We start from the raw sequence: 4,276 nt of genomic DNA on the forward strand, positions 1-4,276 counted from the left end.
TTTAATTATAAATGGTCCGATTTTGAAAGAAACCAGGCCAAACACATGCAGAGCACTTTTGAAGAACTCATTCATAGTATGGGTGGAGAACCTCTTGGAGACACACCCACCAAAGAACAGGATTACGGCTTGTTAAATCCGGGACAAATCATCCATGAAGTAGGGACCACCCGGATGGGAGACGATAAAAAGAGATCTGTGGTAAACCGTTTTCAGCAATTGCATGATGTTAACAATGTTTTTATCACCGATGCAGGTCCTTTTGTATCTCAGGCCGATAAGAATTGTACCTGGACCATCCTCGCACTTTCCTGGAGAGCCTCTGACTATATTGTGGAACAGTTGAAACAACAAAATATCTAAGTTATGGACAGAAGAAAGAGTATAAAATCCATCCTGCTGGGCTCCGTTGCCGGTGGACTTGTACTTCACGGGTGTAAACCGGGTGAAGAAAACGAGGAAGATTTGAAAGCCTTGGTAGCAGACGACAAGTATTTTGGAAGAACCCCGGAGGAACTGGAAGAAATTGCCAAGCTCAATGCGGAACAATTTCTAAATGAACACGAACTGGAAACCATTACGGTACTCAGCAACCTTATTTTACCGCCAAACGAACATGGAGGCCCTACAGAGGCGGGAGTGCCAGAATTTGTAGAGTTTATGGCCAAGGATATTCCTGAATTGCAAACTACCTTGCGGGGAGGACTTATGTGGTTAGACCACAAAAGCAATACAGAGTACGGAACCGAATTTAAGATCACGCCCGAAGCCTCTCAAAAAGAGATACTCGATGGTATTGCCTTTTACGATACAAAGATTCCCATGGACGATCATCCTTTGGAAATTCAATTCTTTAACCTAATGCGGAACTTAACGCTTTGTGGGTACTATACCTCCAAAGTAGGGATAGAAGATCTTGGATACAAGGGCAATATGCCAAATATTTGGGACGGGGTGCCTCAGGAAGTGTTAGACCAACATGGGATGGCCTATGACGAAGAATGGCTTGCCAAATGTGTAGATCAAAGCAAACGAGGGGATATTGCGGTTTGGGACGATCAAGGAAACTTACTCACCTAGAAATTTAAAGATCATACTACTATTTATTAATAAGGATACATCAATGACATACACTAAATCAATATTTGCATTACTGGTATTTTCTATGCTAACCATGCCCGTGATACAGGCACAGGAAGTGGGGATTCAATTATACAGTCTCAGAAATCAATTTAAAAAAGATGTAGAGGGTACCTTGAAAATCATTCACGATTGGGGTATCACCAAAGTAGAAGGAGGGGACACCTATGGATTGCCTTTGGATGAATTTCTGGGATTACTTAAAAAGTACGACCTGGAAGTAGTTAGTGTTGGAGCTTCCTTTGAGGAGTTGGCTAGTGATCCTGAAGCCGTGGCCGAAAAGGCAAAAGACTACGGCGCGGCCTATGTAATGTGCGCATGGATCCCGCACAAAGGTGATGATTTCAACATAGAGGACACCAAAAATGCCGTTGAGGTCTTTAACAGGGCAGGAGAGATCCTGGACAGAAGTAATATTATATTGACGTATCATGCACACGGGTATGAATTCAGGCCTTATGGATCTGCTACCTTATTTGATTATATGTCCGAAAATGCAGAAGATTTCTATTTTGAAATGGATGTGTACTGGTTTCAACACGGAGGTGCGGATCCTTTAGCATATCTAAATAAATACACAGATCAGTTTGTGCTCATGCACCTGAAGGATATGGAGAAAGGTATAAAAGGTAATAATACCGGGAGTGAAGATGTTGAAACCAATGTAGTGCTTGGTACCGGCCAGATCGACATGGTAGAAATCATCGCCAAGGCTAAGGAATTGGGCATAGAATACATGTTCATAGAAGATGAATCTTCCAGAGTTGTTGAACAGGTTCCTGAGAGTCTTGCGTTTTTGAAATCTCTTGAGGATCAGTAAAAGCAATTTCCCCGGCTAGGGAGTACTACTTTTTTATTGCCACGCCTATCATTGAATCTGCGGTCCCATAGTAGAGGAACCATTGCTCTTTAAAATACACCAAACCTTCAATAAAGGTTGTACCGGCCGTATATTGCCCGCTGGTCTCATGGGGCAGACTCGGACAAATAAAGGGTTCTGGTAATCGTTTGAGAAATTTTGCCGGATTCTCCTTGCTAAAAAGAACCTGTCCGCCACAATAGGTGTTTTCGGCTACCATGGTACCGGCCCCTGGGCCACTTAGATTCTTTCCATTATAAAGTAGCAATATTCCCTGTTCTGTATACAAAGCAGGCGGTCCGGGTTCTACGAGATGACTGTCGAAATCCCCTAAACTGGGTTTAAAAACATGCAGTAATTCTCCATTTTCATCTAACAATGGCTGCCAATTAATGCCGTCTGTGGAACTAGCGAGATTCATAAATAATTCTCCCCAGTACATCCAGTACTTATCCATGAGCTTCTTGGCAATGAGTCGGCCATCTTTTAGCTCCGTCACTATAGAACCGGATTTACTCCAGGCATCCAGGAATTTACCATTATAGGCCTTTTCAAAAACAGGACCGTTTTTGGTCCAATTCCGGAGGTTGTCAGAAGTAGCTGCAGAAAGTCGGGCAACGTCTTTGTTCCAGCTGGTGTACATCATCAGATAAGACCCATCCGGCAGTTCCACTACACGTGGATCTTCCACCCCTCCCGGGTGATCCCATTTTGCAAAGGCGTCGTTATCCGGAAAGAGCACCGGATCTGGATATTTGCCAAAGGAAATCCCGTCTGTACTGTAGGCCAATCCAATCCTGGAGGTTCTTCCCCCTAAGATGGCGGCAGGATTATCTTCTGCCCTGAATAAAAGGAACACCGTATCGTTTCGTACGATGGCTCCGGGATTAAATACGTCTGCTTTTTGCCATTGAACTAGCTGTGCATCCAATGGATTTAAAAAAACAGCGGTGCTATCGGCTTGTAGTATAGGGTTGGTGGCTGGTTTTTCAAATCCAAGCATCCATGGTTCTTGAGCGATGGAACAAGAAATACCGAGGAATAAAAAGACAAGGCACATTGTGGAGAGATTTCTCATGAATACTTTTAATTTAGCTTGTTGGTTGAGGTATCCCCTTTTGTATGTCGGATCAGGAATGAACAACAATGAAAGGTACGGCTTTTTAAGATTATCCTTACTTTTAAATCCTCATAGAAATAATTTCATAGCCTAAACCTTGAAGAAAATCATTTGCCTTATAGTAGTTGTTTTTATCGCTGCCAATTGCCGGGAAAAAGAAAAGGACGTTGTTCCGGAACAAGTTCTACTGCCACCGGTTGCTTCTCAGGATTCGGTGCCTGCGCCCGTGGAAACCCGGGTCCTTCCCACATTAGACGGAATATCGGATACCACCTTTATAAGACTGGCCGACTATAATGAGGATTTTGCCTACGAGCTGCGGTATGCCACGGAGAACAATTTCTTAAAAACCAAAGTATACGACTGTGCGGAATGTTATACCCGAAAAAAAACGGCTAAAGCACTGATCGCCGCCAACAAGGTATTTCTCAAAAAAGGATTTCGCATCAGATTCTTTGATTGCTACAGGCCCAATTCTGTGCAATACGAGATGTGGAAGATCTTTCCTAACCCTCAGTATGTGGCAGATCCTGCCAAAGGATCTATTCACAACAAGGGAGGAGCGGTAGACATTACCCTGGAAACGCTTGAAGGCGACCCCCTGGATATGGGAACCGATTTCGACTTTTTTGGTAGGGAGGCACACCACGATAACAGGCAACTACCGGAAGAAGTTTTAGAGAACAGAGGGTTGCTTAAAGAAGTTATGGAAGCAAATGGTTTTTGGTCTGTTAGAACAGAATGGTGGCATTACAATCTGAGTAGCGCCTCTAACGACCCGGTGGCTAATTTTCGGTGGGATTGCCCCTAAGAGCATTTATGCTTTACGGCAACGAATCAGAATGCGATTGTCTTTGTAGTCTGTGGTAAAGAAAAAATACATCTCACCTCCATCTAAAATTTTATAGTCTTTGCGAAGTTTAGACACGGATTCCGGGAAATTTCTGGTGGTAACGTTGGCTTTAACACCCTTAAAAGCCCTTATATTCTTGTTGTTATAAGGAATTACCTCCAGGATCTCAAACGTGCGCCCGGGAAACTCTATCAACTCCTCAGAGGTGTAAAGGTGAGAATGCTCCTGTAACTTCTTTATACCAAGGTGAACCCCAAGGCTTTTAAAGGCGCCTGTTTTAAGAATAGCGGCGTTCGGTTCGTAC

At 43.5% G+C, this 4,276-nt stretch carries 6 protein-coding genes; 4 read left to right on the plus strand and 2 right to left on the minus strand.

What is annotated here, in order from left to right:
• The 3 genes from WBM49_RS04340 to WBM49_RS04350 all read left to right on the plus strand — a co-directional run.
• On the plus strand, nucleotides 1-363 hold a 363-nt coding region (locus tag WBM49_RS04340; protein ID WP_424370841.1), incomplete at its 5' end, for a GMC oxidoreductase.
• A gap of 3 nt (nucleotides 364-366) precedes the next feature.
• Nucleotides 367-1,080, plus strand: a complete 714-nt coding sequence (locus WBM49_RS04345; protein WP_424370842.1) for a gluconate 2-dehydrogenase subunit 3 family protein — start codon at nucleotides 367-369, stop codon at nucleotides 1,078-1,080.
• Nucleotides 1,081-1,123: 43 nt separating this feature from the next.
• Complete coding sequence (locus WBM49_RS04350; RefSeq protein WP_424370843.1) at nucleotides 1,124-1,960, plus strand: sugar phosphate isomerase/epimerase family protein; 837 nt, start codon at nucleotides 1,124-1,126, stop codon at nucleotides 1,958-1,960.
• A gap of 25 nt (nucleotides 1,961-1,985) precedes the next feature.
• Here the strand turns inward: WBM49_RS04350 and WBM49_RS04355 are convergent, their stop codons facing one another.
• Nucleotides 1,986-3,077, minus strand: a complete 1,092-nt coding sequence (locus tag WBM49_RS04355) for a glycoside hydrolase family 130 protein (RefSeq protein WP_424370844.1) — start codon at nucleotides 3,075-3,077, stop codon at nucleotides 1,986-1,988.
• Between the two features lie 139 nt (nucleotides 3,078-3,216).
• Here WBM49_RS04355 and WBM49_RS04360 point away from each other — a divergent pair, with 139 nt between their 5' ends.
• A complete protein-coding gene (locus WBM49_RS04360) occupies nucleotides 3,217-3,930 on the plus strand; it encodes a M15 family metallopeptidase (RefSeq protein ID WP_424370845.1) in 714 nt (237 codons plus the stop codon).
• 6 nt (nucleotides 3,931-3,936) lie between these two features.
• Here the strand turns inward: WBM49_RS04360 and WBM49_RS04365 are convergent.
• A partial coding sequence (locus WBM49_RS04365; RefSeq protein WP_424370846.1) for a THUMP-like domain-containing protein occupies nucleotides 3,937-4,276 on the minus strand: 340 nt, incomplete at its 5' end.

The organism is Muriicola sp. (assembly GCF_049669965.1).
Classification (GTDB): Bacteria; Bacteroidota; Bacteroidia; order Flavobacteriales; family Flavobacteriaceae; genus Muriicola.

What these genes read in the sequence shown, in the direction of transcription:
- WBM49_RS04345 (WP_424370842.1), top strand. Translation starts at nt 367, where the DNA reads ATGGACAGAAGAAAGAGTATAAAATCCATCCTGCTGGGCTCCGTTGCC.
- WBM49_RS04350 (WP_424370843.1), top strand. Translation starts at nt 1,124, where the DNA reads ATGACATACACTAAATCAATATTTGCATTACTGGTATTTTCTATGCTA.
- WBM49_RS04355 (WP_424370844.1), bottom strand. Translation starts at nt 3,077, where the DNA reads ATGAGAAATCTCTCCACAATGTGCCTTGTCTTTTTATTCCTCGGTATT.